Annotated in this window: 12 protein-coding genes; 10 read left to right on the forward strand and 2 right to left on the reverse strand. The window is 70.0% G+C overall.

The window, feature by feature from the left end; genetic code table 11:
- Nucleotides 1-51: 51 nt before the first annotated feature.
- From PHLH3_RS18955 to PHLH3_RS19000, 10 genes are all read left to right on the forward strand, one after another.
- On the forward strand, nucleotides 52-2,190 hold the full coding sequence (locus PHLH3_RS18955) for a TonB-dependent receptor (protein ID WP_213625360.1): 2,139 nt from the start codon (nucleotides 52-54) through the stop codon (nucleotides 2,188-2,190).
- Nucleotides 2,191-2,212: 22 nt separating this feature from the next.
- Nucleotides 2,213-2,986, forward strand: coding sequence for an ABC transporter ATP-binding protein (locus tag PHLH3_RS18960; protein ID WP_213625361.1), 774 nt, complete (start codon nucleotides 2,213-2,215; stop codon nucleotides 2,984-2,986).
- Nucleotides 2,983-3,948: an ABC transporter substrate-binding protein gene (locus PHLH3_RS18965; protein ID WP_213625362.1), complete on the forward strand. Its 966-nt coding sequence runs from the start codon at nucleotides 2,983-2,985 to the stop codon at nucleotides 3,946-3,948. Before PHLH3_RS18960 ends, PHLH3_RS18965 begins: the two co-directional genes overlap by 4 nt.
- On the forward strand, nucleotides 3,945-4,967 hold the full coding sequence (locus PHLH3_RS18970) for an iron ABC transporter permease (RefSeq protein WP_213625363.1): 1,023 nt from the start codon (nucleotides 3,945-3,947) through the stop codon (nucleotides 4,965-4,967). The genes PHLH3_RS18965 and PHLH3_RS18970 overlap by 4 nt, the downstream gene beginning before the upstream one ends.
- 251 nt (nucleotides 4,968-5,218) lie before the next feature.
- Entirely contained in the window at nucleotides 5,219-5,650 is a 432-nt protein-coding gene (locus PHLH3_RS18975) for a carboxymuconolactone decarboxylase family protein (protein WP_213625364.1), read from the forward strand.
- A complete protein-coding gene (gene sigJ, locus PHLH3_RS18980) occupies nucleotides 5,650-6,528 on the forward strand; it encodes an RNA polymerase sigma factor SigJ (protein WP_213625365.1) in 879 nt (292 codons plus the stop codon). Before PHLH3_RS18975 ends, sigJ begins: the two co-directional genes overlap by 1 nt.
- 274 nt (nucleotides 6,529-6,802) lie before the next feature.
- Nucleotides 6,803-8,458: a VRR-NUC domain-containing protein gene (locus PHLH3_RS18985; RefSeq protein ID WP_213625366.1), complete on the forward strand. Its 1,656-nt coding sequence runs from the start codon at nucleotides 6,803-6,805 to the stop codon at nucleotides 8,456-8,458.
- On the forward strand, nucleotides 8,428-10,716 hold the full coding sequence (locus PHLH3_RS18990) for an ATP-dependent DNA helicase (protein WP_213625367.1): 2,289 nt from the start codon (nucleotides 8,428-8,430) through the stop codon (nucleotides 10,714-10,716). Before PHLH3_RS18985 ends, PHLH3_RS18990 begins: the two co-directional genes overlap by 31 nt.
- Before the next feature lie 188 nt (nucleotides 10,717-10,904).
- Complete coding sequence (locus PHLH3_RS18995; RefSeq protein WP_213625368.1) at nucleotides 10,905-12,326, forward strand: EAL domain-containing protein; 1,422 nt, start codon at nucleotides 10,905-10,907, stop codon at nucleotides 12,324-12,326.
- 108 nt (nucleotides 12,327-12,434) lie between these two features.
- Complete coding sequence (locus tag PHLH3_RS19000) at nucleotides 12,435-13,073, forward strand: cell wall hydrolase (RefSeq protein WP_213625369.1); 639 nt, start codon at nucleotides 12,435-12,437, stop codon at nucleotides 13,071-13,073.
- Between the two features lie 7 nt (nucleotides 13,074-13,080).
- Here the strand turns inward: PHLH3_RS19000 and PHLH3_RS19005 are convergent, their stop codons facing one another.
- Together PHLH3_RS19005 and PHLH3_RS19010 are read right to left on the reverse strand one after the other, a co-directional pair.
- Nucleotides 13,081-13,575: a DinB family protein gene (locus tag PHLH3_RS19005; RefSeq protein ID WP_213625370.1), complete on the reverse strand. Its 495-nt coding sequence runs from the start codon at nucleotides 13,573-13,575 to the stop codon at nucleotides 13,081-13,083.
- Nucleotides 13,576-13,609: 34 nt separating this feature from the next.
- The gene (locus tag PHLH3_RS19010; protein ID WP_213625371.1) at nucleotides 13,610-13,849 is read right to left on the reverse strand and encodes a hypothetical protein; all 240 of its coding nucleotides are present in this window, start codon (nucleotides 13,847-13,849) and stop codon (nucleotides 13,610-13,612) included.
- Nucleotides 13,850-13,967 lie beyond the last annotated feature (118 nt).

Raw genomic sequence — 13,967 nt, forward strand, 5'->3', positions numbered from 1 at the left:
GCCTTTGCATTCCCTCCGGGCTCCATTCATTCCTGACGTGATAGGAACGACATGTCCCGTACCTTCAGCTCCAACGCTCCGGCGAGCGCCGCCCTCGGCCTGCTCGCGCTGTCCATTTCCTTCTCCCTGCACGCCGAAGACGGCCCCCTGGCGCTACCTGCCACCGCCGTCACCGGCCAGGCGGACGACACCGCCATCCGCCTCGACACGCCCGTGCCCGCCGGCTCGCGCCTGGGCCTCTCCGCCCTGGAAACCCCGGCCAGCACCAGCGCCGTCAGCGGCGAAGAGGTGCGCGCACGCAACAACGCCACCGTGCAGGACGCCGTGACCCGTAGCCCCGGCATCACCCACATCGGCACTCCCGGCAACGGCGGCACCGCCCTCTCGGCCCGGGGCTTCACCGGCCACGCCTCGGTGATGCAGCTGTACGACGGCACGCGCTTCTACACCGGCATGGGCACCACCACCTTCCCCACCGACCCGTGGATGGTCGAGCGCATCGACGTGATCCGTGGCCCGGCCTCGGTGCTCTACGGCGAAGGCGCCACCGGCGCGGTGATCAACGTGGTGCCGAAGAAGCCCTTCGACGGCGAGATCCGCAACCGCCTGCGCCTGGGCTATGGCTCCGACGACCGCCAGCAGATGGCCCTGGACAGCGGCGGCTCGCTCACCGACACCCTCAGCTACCGCCTCAACCTCAACCGCGAGACCAGCCACGGCTGGATCGACCGGGGCGACTCGAAGAACCTTGGCCTCAGCGCCGCCCTGCGCTGGCAGGCCAGCGATGCCCTGGCCTTCACCCTGGCCCACGACCAGGGCGACCTGCAGCCGATGAACTATTTCGGCACTCCGCTGATCGACGGCCACCTGCAAGGCAGCCTGAAAGACAAGAACTACAACCTGCACAACGCCGAGTTGCACTACAACGACCAGTGGACCCGGCTCATCACCGACTGGATGCCCAGCGAAGGCTTCAGCGCCAGCAACCAGCTCTACCACATCAAGAGCCGCCGCTACTGGCGCAACGCCGAGGCCTACACCTGGGACGCCGGCCGGGGCCAGCTGGAGCGTGCCGAGCAGCTGCGCATCAAGCATGAGCAGGAGCAGATCGGCGACCGCCAGACCTTCACCTTCGACCACTCGTTGTTCGGCCTCGACAGCCGCACCCTGGTGGGCGGCGAGTTCAACCGCATCCGCTTCGACCTGCTGAACAACTCGCCCTACACCGACATCGGCGGCGACTATGTCGACCCGTGGAACCCGGCCCCCGGCTACTACCAGAGCGCCTCGGCCTACCGCCCGCACTCGCGCAGCGAAACCCGCACCGCCGCGCTGTTCGCCGAGAACCGCACCCAGCTCGGCGAGCGCTGGTCCGTGGTCACCGGCCTGCGCCGCGACCAGAACCACATCGACCGCACCGACCTGCGTGCCAACAGCCGCAGCGACCGCAGCATCCAGGGCGGCAACTGGCGCGCCGGCCTGGTGTTCGCCGCCACCCCGCAGCTGTCCTTCTACGGCCAGTACTCCACCAGCGAGGACGGCGTCAGCAACCTCATCACCCTCAGCCCCACCCAGCAGCAGATGGACCTGACCGAGTCGAAGCAGACCGAGTTCGGCCTCAAGCAGCAGTTCTGGGACGGGCGCGGCGAATGGACCCTGGCCGCCTACCACATCGTCAAGAAGAAGCTGCTCTCCCGTGAATCGGTGACCCGCCCCACCCAGCAGATCGGCCAGCAGTCCTCCGACGGCCTGGAAGCGACCCTGGAACTGGCCCTGGAACAGGGCTGGCACGTCTCGGCCAACGCCTCGCTGCTGCGCGCGGAATACGACGACTTCAACGAATCCGTCGGCGGCCAGCTCGTCTCCCGGTCCGGCAACCGCCCCACCGACGTGCCACGGCGCACCGCCAACCTCTGGGTCAGCAAGGCGCTCGGCCATGACCTGGACGCCGGCCTCGGCGCGCGCTACGTCGACGCCCGTTACGCCGACGCCGCCAACACCGTGAAGGTGCCCGGCTACACCGTGCTCGACGCCAACCTCGGCTGTCAGGTGCTGCCCGATACACGCCTGGGGCTGGAGCTGAACAACCTGCTGGACCGCCGCTACGCCGTCACCCAGCAGAACGGCGGCCAGCAGTGGCTGCTGGGCCAGCCGCGTTCGTTCTTCGTCACCGCCGACTACAGCTTCTGACCCGGCGAAAGGAGTGCCCGGCATGCCCTCACTGAACATCAGCGACCTCGCCTGGGCACCCGATGTCCGCTCGCACTGGCGCCTGCAGGGCATCGACCTGCAGGTGCGCGAGGGCGAGTTCGTCGGCCTCATCGGACCCAACGGCAGCGGCAAGACCAGCCTGCTGCGCTGCGCCTACCGCGCCGAACGCCCGGCCTCCGGCTGGGTGGCGCTGGACGGCGAGGACCTCTGGCAGCGCAGCCCGCGCTGGAGCGCACAACGCATCGCCGTGGTGCTGCAGGAATTCCCCCAGGACTTCGGCCTCGCCGTGGCCGAGGTGGTCGCAATGGGCCGTTCGCCGCACAAGGGCCTGTTCGACGGCGATGACGCCGAGGATGCCGCGATGGTCGCCCAGGCGCTGGCCAGCGTTGGCATGGGCGACTTCCACGCGCACCCCTTCGCCCGCCTCTCCGGCGGCGAGAAGCAGCGCGTGCTCCTGGCCCGCGCCCTGGCACAGCGACCCGGCCTGCTGCTGCTCGACGAACCCACCAACCACCTCGACCCGCGCTACCAGCTGGAGCTGCTGCACCAGCTGCGGCGCCTGCGCCTGAGCACCCTGGCCAGCTTCCACGACCTCAACCTGGCGGCGGCCTTCTGCGACCGCCTCTACGTCCTCGACCAAGGCCGCGTGGTGGCCAGCGGCACGCCCACCGACGTGCTCACCGCCGACCTGCTGCAGCAGGTGTTCGGCGTGCACGCGCTGGTGGACCGCCACCCCCTCGCCGACCACCCGCGCATCACCTGGATCAGCCCATGAAGCCTTCATCGATCGCCCTGCTCCCCCTCCTCCTGGCGCCCATCGCCCAGGCCACCGACTACCCGCTGCGCGTCACCAGCTGCGACCGCCAGGTGGTGTTCGAGCGCGCGCCGCAGCGGGCGGTGAGCCAGGACATCAACCTCACCGGCATGATGGTCGCCCTCGGCCTGCAATCGCGCATGGTCGGCTACAGCGGCATCAGCGGCTGGAAGACCCCGGATGCCCGGTTGATGGCCGCCCTGGGCGACCTGCCGGAGCTGGCGCGCAAATACCCCTCCATCGAAACGCTGCTCGACGTCGACGCCGACTTCTTCTTCGCCGGCTGGAACTACGGCATGCGCGTGGGTGGCGAGGTCACCCCGGCCACCCTCGCGCCCCTGGGCATCCCGGTGTACGAGCTGAGCGAATCCTGCGCCCACGTGATGCCCCGCGAGGCGGCGAGCCTGGAAGACCTCTACCGCGACCTCGACAACCTCGGTCGCATCTTCGACGTCGAAGCCCTCGCCAGCGCCCTGGTAACCGACCTGCGCACGCGCCAGGCCGAGGTGGCCAGGCGCCTGGAGGACGGTGGCGAGGCACCCCGGGTATTTCTCTACGACAGCGGCGAGGACCGCCCCTTCACATCGGGCCGCCTGGGCATGCCGCAAGCGATCATCAACGCCGCCGGCGGGCGCAACCTGATGGACGACCTGGCCGCCAGCTGGACCCAGGTCAACTGGGAAACCGTGGTCGAGCGCGACCCGCAGGTGATCCTCATCGTCGACTACGGCGAGCGCAGCTGGCAGCAGAAGCGCGACTTCCTCCTCGCCCACCCGGCCCTGCAATCGGTCGAGGCGATCCGCGAGCAGCGCTTCGTGGTCCTGCCCTACCTCGCCGTCACCCCTTCGGTGGAGAACATCGAGGCCATCGAGACCCTGGCCGCGGGCCTGCACCCCGAACGCTTCACCGGGACGGCGCCATGAGCCCGCTGCGCACGCCCGGCGCCTACCGCCTGCTGCTGCTCGGCCTGGGCGCGGCGCTGCTGGTCTCCTGCATCGCCGCCCTGGGCTTCGGCCCCGCCTCGGTGCCCCAGGGCGCAGTCTGGGGCATCCTCGCCGAGCGCCTGGGCCTGGGCGGCGTGGGCGAGTGGAGCCGTGGCCAGGAACACATTGTCTGGCTGATCCGCGCGCCCCGGGTGCTGCTCGGTGCGCTGGTCGGTGCCGGCCTGGCCCTGGTGGGTGGCGCACTGCAGGCGGCCACGCGCAACCCGCTGGCCGACCCGCACCTGCTCGGGGTCAGCTCCGGCGCGGCCCTGGGCGCGGTGCTGGTGCTGCTCTACCTGGGCGAATTCATCGGTGTGCTCAGCCTGCCCCTGGCCGCCTTCGTCGGCGCCCTGGGCAGCATGCTGCTGGTGCTGGCCATCGCCAGTCGCCACGGCCGCCTGGAAAGCGATCGCCTGCTGCTGGCGGGGGTCGCCGTGTCCTTCGTGTGCATGGCGCTGGTCAACCTGCTGCTGTTCCTCGGCGACCACCACGCCGCCAGCTCGGTGGTGTTCTGGATGCTCGGCGGGCTCGGTGCCGCACGCTGGGAGCTGCTCTGGCCGCCGGCGTTGTGCCTGGTGCTGGGCCTGGTCGCCCTGCTCGCCCAGGCGCGGGGGCTGAACGCGCTGATGGCCGGCGAGCAGACCGCCATCAGCCTGGGCTTCAGCGCCCGCCGGGTACGCCTGCAGGTGTTCCTCTGCGCCTCGCTGCTCACCGGCGTGCTGGTGGCCCTGAGCGGTGCCATCGGCTTCGTCGGCCTGATGCTGCCGCACCTGGCGCGCCGCCTGGTGGGCGCCGAACACCGCCGCCTGCTGCCGGTGGCCGCCCTGCTCGGCGCGCTGTTCCTGGTCTGGGTCGACGTCGCCGCACGCACCCTGGTCGCCCCCGAGGACCTGCCCATCGGCATCGCCACCGCCGCCATCGGCGGACTGTTCTTCGTCGGCCTGCTGCGGCGGCGTTGAAGAGGATTCACCGGAAAGGTCCCACGATGGGTTTCGCTTCGCTCTACGCCATCCTACGAGGTGCCGCCTGACGTACCGAAAAGCTGAGGCGCGCCTCGTCCCTGTAGGGGCGAATTCATTCGCCCAGCATCCCGCCAGGCTGCCGCCCACCTCCCCCGCAAAAATTATTTTCTCCCTCACGTCACAACCCCACAGGCTGATCCGTCGAGTCATCAAAGGGGCCACTCCGGCCCCATGACGGAGACCGAAAGATGAGCGATACCCGCGCCGTGCGTTACGAACAGGAAATCCCCCAGGTACTGGCCGTGCTGGGCAGCGTCCATGCCGAGCTGGACAAGCTCGGCCTGCCGCGTGCCCTGGTGCACCTGGTCCACCTGCGCGCCTCGCAGCTCAACGGCTGCGCCTTCTGCGTGCGCATGCACACCCGCGAGGCCCGCGAAGGCGGCGAGACCAGCGAGCGCCTGGACCGCCTGGTGGTGTGGCGCCATTCGGGGGACTTCAGTGCCGCCGAGAAGGCCGCCCTGGCCTGGACCGAGGCGCTGACCCGCATCGACGACGAGCGCGACTACGCCGACCTGCGCCAGGCATTGCGCGACCACTTCGACGAAACGCAGATCAGCGCGTTGACCACCCAGGTGGCGATGATCAACCTGTGGAACCGTATCCAGGTATCGAAGCATTGATGCAGACCCGAGCCCGCCTCGAACTCTTCCAGCAGAACCGCCCGCGCCTGCTCGGGCTGGCCTATCGCATCCTCGGATCGCGTGCCGACGCCGAGGATGCGTTGCAGGACTGCTGGCTGAAGTGGCAGGAGGCCGACCTCGCCGGCCTCGACAACCCGGCCGCCTGGCTGACCACCCTGTGCACGCGCCGCTGCATCGACCTGCTGCGCTCGGCCCGGCGCACACGGGTGGAGTACGTCGGCTCCTGGCTGCCGGAGCCCATCCACGGCCTGGCGGAAGACGGCCCCGACGAGGGCATGATCCTGGCCGCCTCGCTGCAGACTGCCTTCCTGCTGGTGCTGGAGCGCCTCGCTCCGAAGGAGCGTGCCGCCTACCTGTTGCACGACATCTTCGAGCGCCCCTATTCCGAGATCGCCGACATCCTGGCGATGCAGGAGTCCGCCTGTCGCAAGCTGGTGTCGCGGGCGCGCAGCAACGTCGAGGACGCGCGGGTACGCCACGTCACCCCGGTGGCTCGCCAGGAGCAACTGCTCACCGCCTTTCGCGATGCCATCGAGGGCGGCGACAGCCGCGCCCTGGCCGGCCTGCTGGGCGCCGAGGTGGAGCTGCGCGCCGATGGCGGCGGCAAGGTGCCCACCCTGCGCGAGACCCTGCATGGGCGCGAGGCGGTGCTGGGCTTCATCGAGCAGTCGCTGCGCAACTACTGGAGCGGCTTCAGCTGGCACGCCACCGAGATCAACGGCACCCGTGGCTTCCTCCTCGGCCAGGGCGACACCCCGGTCGCGGGCATTTCCTTCGGCTATGACGAGGAAGGCGCCTTGCGGCACATCTTCATCGTGCGCAACCCGGACAAGCTGGCCGGGCTCGCGCTCGGCTGATGCACCGTGGGAGCGAATTCATTCGCGATGCTCCACGGCCTGGAGCTCCCCGCCCCTGTAGGGGCGACTTCAGTCGCCCAGCGGTGCGTAGCGCCGCCCGGCATGGAGTTCGCGAGCAGAGCTCGCTCCTGCGGTCCCCGTGCCGGGTCATCGCGGTTGAAACCGCTCCCACGAAAAAGCGGCGTGCCCGACCCGCTCCGCTGATCGAAATCCCCTTGGGCCGCCACATCGATAGCTGTATAAATAGCCAGCCATTCGCCCAAGCCGTTCCGCCATGCCCAGCGCCCTCGACGATCCCTTCTACTACCTGAACAACTTCCAGGCCGTGCTCGACTGGATCGGCGCGCGCTATGACGACCTGCTGGACAATGAGGAGCGGGGCTTCATCGCGGCCTTCGCCGGCCTGCCCAAGGCCTCCCGCGCGCTGCTGGTGCGCATGGTGATGCGCAAGGGCACGCTGTTTCGCGAAAGCAAGCTGGCTTACGCCGAGATCGGCCCCACCCGCGAGGCCCTGCAGCCACTGGTGGCGCTGGGCTGGGTGGACCCGGCACCGCAGCTGACGCTTGCGCAACTCTTCGCCCTGCTGCGCAAGCCGGAGATCGCCGCCTGCTTCGGCGCCCAGCTCGGCCGGGCCGGTGCGCGCAAGGCCGACCAGCTCGCCCTGCTGCAACCCCTGCACCCCGAGGCGCAGCCGCTGGACGCCTGGTGCCCGGGGCTGGAGGAGCGCGTCCATGCCTTGCAGCTCATGGCCCTGTGCGACCGGCTGCGGCTGATGTTCTTCGGCAACCTGGCCCAGGACTGGTCCGAGTTCGTCCTCGCGGACCTGGGCATCTACCAGTACGAGAAGGTGGAGCTGGATGCCGCCTCCCGGGGCTTCCGCCACCGCGCCGATATCGAGCTGTACCTGCACCTCTACCAGTGCCGCGAGCGCTTCGAAGCCGGCGAGGAACCCGCAGAGGTGCTGGCGAGCATTCCGCCGGCCAACGACAACCCCTGGCTGCAAGGGCGCCGCGCGCGCCTGCTGTTCCAGCTCGGCCAGCATTGCGAGCGCCACGGCGAAATGGACCTGGCGCTGGAGATCTATGCCGGCTGCAGCGACCCCGGCGCGCGTATCCGCCGCATCCGCGTGCTGGAGAAGATCGCCGCCTTCGAAGACGCCCATCGCCTCGCCCTGGAACTGGCGGCCGGCGTGCACAGTGACGAGGAGCAGCAGCACCTCACGCGCATCCTGCCGCGCCTGCGACGCAGGCTGGGCCTGCCCAAGCCAGCGCCGCGCGCACCCACGCCGGTGACGCGCCTGGACCTGCGCCTGCCCAGGGGCGACGACTTCGTCTCGGTGGAGCACAGCGTCGCCCGGCACCTGGCGGATGAACCGGGCCCGGTGCACTACGTCGAGAACACCCTGGTCAACTCGCTGTTCGGCCTGCTCTGCTGGGAAGCGATCTTCCTGCCGGTGCCGGGCGCCTTCTTCCACCCCTTCCACGCCGCCCCGGCGGACCTGCTCGCCGCCGACTTCCAGGCGCGCCGCAGCGAGGCCTTCGCCGCCTGCCTGGCGCAGCTGGACAGCGATGCCTGGCAGGCCACCATCCGCCGCAACCACGCCGCCAAGTACGGCCTGCAGTCGCCCTTCGTCTACTGGGGCGTGCTCGACGAGGCGCTGCTGGAGCAGGCGCTGGCGTGCCTGCCCGCCGCGCACCTGAAGCTGTGGTTCCAGCGCCTGCTGGCCGACATCAAGACCAACCGTGCCGGGCTGCCGGACCTGATCCGCTTCTGGCCCCGGGAACGGCGCTACCAGATGATCGAGGTGAAGGGCCCCGGCGACCGCCTGCAGGACAACCAGCTGCGCTGGCTGGACTTCTGCGCCGCGCACGGCATGCCGGTGACCGTCTGCTACGTGCAATGGGCCGAAACCGAGGTCGCCCTCGCGTGAGCTACCAGGTGGCCGTGCGCGCGCTCTGCGAATTCACCGCCAAGTGCGGCGACCTGGACCTGCGCTTCACCCCCGCCCCCACCGCCCTGGAGGGCATGGCCGGCCACGCCCTGGTGGCCGCGCGCCGGGGCGAGGGCTACCAGAGCGAGGTGGCGCTGGCGGGCGAGTTCCGCACCCTCAGGGTGCGCGGCCGCGCCGACGGCTACGACCCCGCGCGCAACCGCCTGGAAGAGGTGAAGACCCACCGCGGCGACCTGGCCCGCCAGCCGGCCAACCACCGCCAGCTGCACTGGGCCCAGGTGCGCGTCTACGGCTGGCTGCTGTGCCAGGAGCGGGGCCTGGACGAGGTGGAACTGGCCCTGGTGTATTTCGATGTCGGCAGCCAGAAGGAAACCCTGTTCACCGAGCGCGCCAGCGCCGCCGAGCTGCAGCTGTTCTTCGAGGCGCAGTGCCTGGCCTTCATCGCCTGGGCCGAGGCGGAGCTGGCCCACCAGGGCGTGCGCAACACGGCGCTGCAGGCGTTGCGCTTCCCCCACGCCACCTTCCGCAGCGGCCAGCGTGAACTGGCCGAGGCGGTGTACAAGGCCGCCAGCACCGGCTGCTGCCTGCTGGCCCAGGCCCCCACCGGCATCGGCAAGACCCTGGCCACCCTGTTCCCCCAGCTCAAGGCCCTGGGCGGCGAGCGCCTGGAGCGCATCTTCTTCCTCGCCGCCAAGACTCCGGGGCGCCAGCTGGCCCTGCACAGCCTGGCGACCCTGCGCGACAGCGTCGACGAGCTGCCCCTGCGGGTGCTCGAGCTCACCGCCCGCGACAAGGCCTGCGAGCACCCCGGCAGCGCCTGCCATGGCGAAGCCTGCCCGTTGGCGCGGGGCTTCTACGATCGCCTGCCGGCCGCGCGCCAAGCCGCTGCCGAACGCCGATGGCTGGACCGCGCCGCCCTGCGCGAAGTGGCCCTGGCGCACGGGGTCTGCCCCTACTACCTGGGCCAGGAGATGGCGCGCTGGAGCGACCTGGTGGTGGGCGACTACAACTACTACTTCGACCTCGGCGCCCTGCTCTTCGGCCTCACCCAGGCCAACCAGTGGCGCGTCGGCGTATTGGTGGACGAGGCCCACAACCTGGTGGAGCGGGCGCGCGCCATGTACTCCGCCGAACTGCGCCAGGGCGCGCTGAAGGCCCTGTGCAAGAGCGTGCCGCCGGCGTTGAAGAAGCCGCTGGAGCGTGTGCAGCGCAGCTGGAGCGAACTGAACAAGGCCCAGCGGGTGGATTACCAGGCCTACGACGAGCCGCCGCAGAAACTGCTCGGAGCGCTGCAGAACGCGGTCACCGCCATCACCGACCACCTCGCCGAGCAGCCCGGCGCACCGCTGGACCCGGAGCTGATGGCGTTCTATTTCGATGCCATGCATTTCGCCCGCATGGCCGAGCTGTTCGACCGCCATTCGCTGTTCGACCTGAACAAGTACCAGGCCGGCAAGAGCAGCCGCTCCACCCTGTGCCTGCGCAACCTGGTGCCGGCGCCCTTCCTCGGCCCGCGCCTGGCCGGCAGCCGTTCCACCGTGCTGTTCTCCGCCACCCTCAACCCGCGCCGCTACTACGCCGACCTGCTGGGGGTGCCGGCCAGCACGCCCTGGCTGGAGGTGCAGTCGCCCTTCGCCGCCGAGCAATTGCAGGTGCGCGTGGCACGGCACCTCTCCACCCGCTACCAGCACCGCACGCAATCCCTGGAACCCATCGTCGAGCTGATGGCCGACCAGTACCACGAGCGCCCGGGCAACTACCTGGCCTTCTTCAGCAGCTACCAGTACCTGGAGCAGGTGGCGGCGCTGTTCGCCGAACGCCACCCCTTCATCCCCGCCTGGAGCCAGTCGCGGAGCATGGACGAAGGCGCGCGCACGGCCTTCCTCGAACGCTTCGCCGAGGGCGGCCGCGGCATCGGCTTCGCGGTGCTCGGCGGCGCCTTCGGCGAAGGCATCGACCTGCCGGGCGAGCGCCTGATCGGTGCGTTCATCGCCACCCTCGGCCTGCCCCAGGTGAACCCGGTGAACGAGCAGTTGAAGCAGCGCATGGCCGCGATCTTCCAGGCCGGCTACGACTACACCTACCTCTACCCCGGGCTGCAGAAGGTGGTGCAGGCCGCCGGGCGGGTGATCCGCACCCAGGGCGACCGCGGCGTGGTGCACCTGATGGACGACCGCTTCGCCCAACCCGAGATCCGCCGCCTGCTGCCTGCCTGGTGGCAGGTGGAAATGGACTGAACAGGGTTGCCCCTGCCCCGGGTCGCCCCCCGCGACGTGCCGGGCAGCGGCAAAAACGACCTGCACCCCATGCGCCTCCGTCCTGCCGCTGCGCCTGGGAAAACCGCCTTCTATAATCCTTCCCAGCCTGCAGGGATCGCCGCGTGGAACGGACGGCCCGGCTGAACACGGGCGCACGGGAACCCCGAATGAATTCGACATCTCGCTTGTGGAAGCGCGTAAGGCAGCTGTGGCATGCCGCCGACCTGGTGTCGGTGGCCCAGCGCCGCGAGCGGCGCATGCGCCTGCTGGCGAGCAGCGTGATGCTGGTGCTGGGCCTGATCTGGGCGGTTGTCTTCAGCCTGCGTGGCCTCTGGGCCATCGTCGCGATGGATGCAGTGCTGATCACCTCGGGCCTGGCGGTCTTCCACCTCACGGTGTGCAACAAGGCGCGCAGCGCCAACCTCCTGCTCTTCAGCGTGCTGATCGTCACCATCGCCGGCACCGCCATCGTGCTCGACGCGCCCAACGCGGCGGCGCCCCGCGCCACCCACCTCTACCTGCTGCCGCTCACCCTGGCCGCGCTGATGGCCTTCCGCGACGAAGGCCTGTGGCTGCGCTATGGCGTCGCGCTGCTGTGCCTGGTGACCTTCACCTGCCTGGCCTCCAGCAACTGGACACCGCTCCCCGGCCACAACCTGCCGGACGAGGTGCGCACGCCCGGCTCCTGGGCCCAGGCCGGCGCGGCGATGGCGATGTTCTTCGCCCTGCTCCACGTCCTGCAGACCGACGCCGCCGAGCGCTCGGTGCTGGAGCGCGAGCTGCAGGCGGCCCTGCGCGAGCGGCAGTTCGAGCTGCACTACCAGCCGCAGCTCGATGTCACCGGGCGGGTGATCGGTGCCGAGGTGCTGATCCGCTGGCGCCACCCGCAGCGCGGCCTGCTGCCGCCCGGTGAGTTCATCGACCACGCCGAGCGCAGCGGGCTGATCATCCCCATCGGCAAGTGGGTGCTGGAGCAGGCCTGCGCACAACTGCGCAGCTGGGCGGACGACCCCCTCCGCAAGGACCTGTGCCTGGCGGTCAACATCAGCCAGAAGCAGTTCCGCCAGGCCAGCTTCGTGCCCGAGGTGCTGGAGATGCTCAGGCGCCACGGCATGGACGCCAGCCGCCTGGAGCTGGAGCTGACCGAGACCATGCTGGTCCAGGACCTGGAGGACCTGACGCGCAAGATGTCGCAGCTGGTGGAGCATGGCGTGTCCTTCTCGCTCGACGACTTCGGCACCGGCTTCTCGTCCCTCAGCCACCTCAAGCGCCTGCCGCTGGGCAAGCTGAAGATCGACCGCTCCTTCATCTGCGACCTGCTCACCGACGCCAACAGCGAGGCCATCGTCTGCAGCGTAATCGCCCTGGGCCAGAGCATGGGCCTGACGGTGATCGCCGAGGGCGTCGAGACCGAGGCGCAGATGCAGTGCCTGCTGGAGCGGGGTTGCCAGCAGTTCCAGGGCTACCTGCTGAGCAAGCCGCTGCCGCTCGCCGCGTTCATGGCCTTCACCCAGCAGAGCGTCGAACGCCAGGAGCGGGTGATCGGCAACGCCTTCGACGGGGCGGGAGTCGCCGCCACCAGGGAATGATCCAGCGCAGCCGCAGTCTATGCCTCGTGCGGGGCGAGCCAGGCGCGCCCCGCTGGCAGCCGCCCGGCCCGGGGCGGTCCCGGAAGCTCGGCGTTGGCGAGGTCGATCATGCGCTGGATATCAGGAATGCTTTGCGTGGCCGCGCTGCTCGTCGGCGGGCCCTCCCAGGCCGGGGAAACCCGGGAGAAGGCCCGGGCGGCGGAAGACAAGGCCGAAGTGCTGGAAGAGAAGGCCGCCAGCCAGGCGCCGGTGCCAGCCGACACCCCGCCGATCACCCGTAGCGAAGCCCGTGCCGTGGACCCGGACGGCGAGGCGCCGCTGGACGACCCCATCACTTGCCTCGCCCGCTCCATCTACTGGGAAGCCAAGGGCGCCCCGGCGCAGGACATGGAGTCGGTGGCCAACGTGGTGATGAACCGCCTGGGCGACGGGGCCTTCCCCAAGACCGTCTGCGCGGTGGTCAAGCAAGGCTCGGAAAGCCGCAGCTGCCAGTTCTCCTGGTGGTGCGATGGTCGCCCCGACGAAGCCGTGGAGGACGACCGCTTCACCCTCGCCCGGGAGATCGCCCGCAAGGCGCTGAACGGCCAGCTGCGGGACCGCACCGACGGCGCGCTGTACTTCCACGACCGCAATGTCTCGCCGTCCTGGGCGAAGAAATTCACCCGTACGGCACAGACCCAACGCCTGCTGTTCTACAAGCCGCGACTGGAACAGCCGTTGGCCGGCGCCCAGGACAGCGCGCCCTAGCGCGGCGTCAGGCCGTCTCCCGGCGCGCGGGCTCGGTGGCGTGCACGAACACCGTGTAGGTGTCCGCCGGGTGCGCCACGCCGGCCAGGTCCAGGGCGTGGGCGATGTTGCCGCGGTGGTAGGTGCCGTGGTTCAGCACATGGAAGAACATCTCCTCGCGGCTCAGCCGGCCCGTGCGCCCATCGGTGAAGCGGAAGCCGATCTCCTGCGCCGCATCGTCAGCGGCCAGCCGGGCGACCGCCTCGGCGTACCACTGGCCGGACGCGAGCAGGCGGCGCTTGAGCGTCGGGTAGTCGGGCACCGCATCGCTGTTGGTGGCCGCGTGGGGCTCCGCCGCCCCGGTCAGGCGCGCGCGGAACAGGTCCTCGACAATCACCATGTGGTTGAGCTGCTGCAGGGTGAAGGCCAGCGACTCGGGAAACCGCGCGGCATCGATCAGCCCGATGGCCTCCAGGGCACGTCGGTCCGCCCAGCATTTGTATTGAAAGGCCTTGGTCAGCATGGCGGGTCCTCGGGAGTCAGCGGTGTCGGCGGGCCTAGTGCACGGCGCCTTCGGCCAGCAGCCAGCGGGTGAATGTGGCGAGAGCAGGCGGCGACTCCGCCGCCGGACGCGTCACCAGCACGTAGCGTTCGCGAAACTGCGGCAGCATCGGCCAGGGTGCGCTCAGGCGGCCTTCGCTGAGTGCGAGTTCCTGCGCAGCCCTCGCGAAACTCGGGTGGCGCGCGGCAGCTTCCAGGGCGAGCAAGGCGGAGATGCTGGGCAAGCGCGTGGTCATCGGTGGCCATCCGTAGATCGACGGGGCGACAGGATGACGCATGCGCAAGCTGCCTTGCAAAAAATTCGGTAACCACCGGCCAGAGCTCGCCCTAGCACGGGCGCCATTGCGCAAGGGC

The organism is Pseudomonas sp. Pc102, from assembly GCF_018408275.1.
GTDB lineage: Bacteria > Pseudomonadota > Gammaproteobacteria > Pseudomonadales > Pseudomonadaceae > Metapseudomonas > Metapseudomonas tohonis.

Coding starts and splice junctions, on each gene's coding strand:
- PHLH3_RS18955 (WP_213625360.1), top strand. CDS start 52: ATGTCCCGTACCTTCAGCTCCAACGCTCCGGCGAGCGCCGCCCTCGGC.
- PHLH3_RS18960 (WP_213625361.1), top strand. CDS start 2,213: ATGCCCTCACTGAACATCAGCGACCTCGCCTGGGCACCCGATGTCCGC.
- PHLH3_RS18965 (WP_213625362.1), top strand. CDS start 2,983: ATGAAGCCTTCATCGATCGCCCTGCTCCCCCTCCTCCTGGCGCCCATC.
- PHLH3_RS18970 (WP_213625363.1), top strand. CDS start 3,945: ATGAGCCCGCTGCGCACGCCCGGCGCCTACCGCCTGCTGCTGCTCGGC.
- PHLH3_RS18975 (WP_213625364.1), top strand. CDS start 5,219: ATGAGCGATACCCGCGCCGTGCGTTACGAACAGGAAATCCCCCAGGTA.
- sigJ (WP_213625365.1), top strand. CDS start 5,650: ATGCAGACCCGAGCCCGCCTCGAACTCTTCCAGCAGAACCGCCCGCGC.
- PHLH3_RS18985 (WP_213625366.1), top strand. CDS start 6,803: ATGCCCAGCGCCCTCGACGATCCCTTCTACTACCTGAACAACTTCCAG.
- PHLH3_RS18990 (WP_213625367.1), top strand. CDS start 8,428: ATGGGCCGAAACCGAGGTCGCCCTCGCGTGAGCTACCAGGTGGCCGTG.
- PHLH3_RS18995 (WP_213625368.1), top strand. CDS start 10,905: ATGAATTCGACATCTCGCTTGTGGAAGCGCGTAAGGCAGCTGTGGCAT.
- PHLH3_RS19000 (WP_213625369.1), top strand. CDS start 12,435: ATGCGCTGGATATCAGGAATGCTTTGCGTGGCCGCGCTGCTCGTCGGC.
- PHLH3_RS19005 (WP_213625370.1), bottom strand. CDS start 13,575: ATGCTGACCAAGGCCTTTCAATACAAATGCTGGGCGGACCGACGTGCC.
- PHLH3_RS19010 (WP_213625371.1), bottom strand. CDS start 13,849: ATGACCACGCGCTTGCCCAGCATCTCCGCCTTGCTCGCCCTGGAAGCT.